Annotated in this window: 1 protein-coding gene; it reads left to right on the top strand. The window is 58.6% G+C overall.

Going from position 1 to position 1,325, the window contains the following annotated elements; all coding sequences use genetic code 11:
• The first annotated feature begins 237 nt into the window (after window positions 1–237).
• Complete coding sequence (locus LL962_RS20845; protein ID WP_228318289.1) at window positions 238–1,200, top strand: IS1595 family transposase; 963 nt, start codon at window positions 238–240, stop codon at window positions 1,198–1,200.
• Window positions 1,201–1,325: the final 125 nt, after the last annotated feature.

Raw genomic sequence — 1,325 nt, 5'->3', positions numbered from 1 at the left:
GCCACCGCTAATTGTTATCTCACCCTCCGCGGGCTACCCAACTTTCTTGCGAATAGTAGCCGACCATTGGCAACCTGTAAGCATAAGAATAACAGCCGCCGCATTGGCGACAAGAACGATTTTGCGCTTTTGCATTTTAAAATCCTTACTGATTAGCCCCATCCCTCAGCCGTAGTTGCAGGATCTGCGACGCTGCGGTTGGACAATGACCCCAGCTCAAGGCAACGGAGGTGGGAGATGGGCATCAACATCGTGCAGTTTCAGCCAGGCTTGTCGCTGAGCGAGTTCATGGATCGCTACGGAACCGAAGCCAAGTGCTACCGGGCATTGTATCGGTGGCGCTGGCCGAAGGGATTTCGCTGCCCGCGGTGTGACGGCCGCGCGCGCTCGCGCTTTCGACGCGATGATCAGGTGTACTACCAGTGCCGGGCGTGCCGGCATCAAACCACCTTGCGTGCCGGCACGCTGTTGCAATCCAGCAAGCTGTCTTTGCGCCTGTGGATGCAGGCGATGTACCTGCTGACATCCAGCAAGACCAACCTGGCGGCGCTGGAGTTGAAGCGCCATCTCGGAGTGACCTATAAGGTGGCTTGGCGCATGAAGCACAAGATCATGCAGGCGATGACCGAGCGCGAAGAGCCGCGAAAACTCAGCGGATTCGTGCAAATCGATGACGCGTACCTTGGCGGCGAACGCACCGGAGGCAAGCGCGGACGAGGCTCGGAGAACAAACAGCCGTTCGTGATCGCGGTGCAAGTGGACCACAACAATGAACATCCTAGCTTTGCGGTGATCGAGCCGGTGAAGGCCTTTGACAACGCCTCGCTGATGGACTGGATCGCGCGCCGTCTGGAGCCGGAGTGTGAGGTCTATAGCGACGGCCTGGCGTGCTTTCGCCGTCTGGAGGAGGCCGGGCATGCCCACACCACCCTCGATACCGGCGGCGGTCGTGCTGCAACCGACGTCCAGGGAGCACGTTGGTTGAATGTGGTGCTGGGCAATGTCAAACGCGCCATCAGCGGGACCTACCATGCGGTGGGCCAGGCCAAGTATGCAAGGCGCTACCTAGCCGAGGCGGCCTATCGCTTCAACCGCCGATTCGACCTGAAACAGATGCTGCCGCGGCTGGCGACGGCGCTGCTGCGCTGCACACCTTGCCCAGAGCGCGTTTTGCGTATGGCAAGCAACTTCCATGGCTGAGGGATGGGGCTAATCAGGTTTTGTTTTGATAGAGTGCACCCACTAGTTTGCTTCCCGGAAAACGACCGCTTGTTTCATGTCTCGCCATCGATCGCTTTTAAAGAAATGATGGATTTAGCGTTGCC

This window comes from Xanthomonas sp. NCPPB 1067, from assembly GCF_020783795.1.
GTDB classification, from domain to species: domain Bacteria; phylum Pseudomonadota; class Gammaproteobacteria; order Xanthomonadales; family Xanthomonadaceae; genus Xanthomonas; species Xanthomonas melonis.
This window is presented reverse-complemented; position numbering and strand designations above follow the sequence as displayed.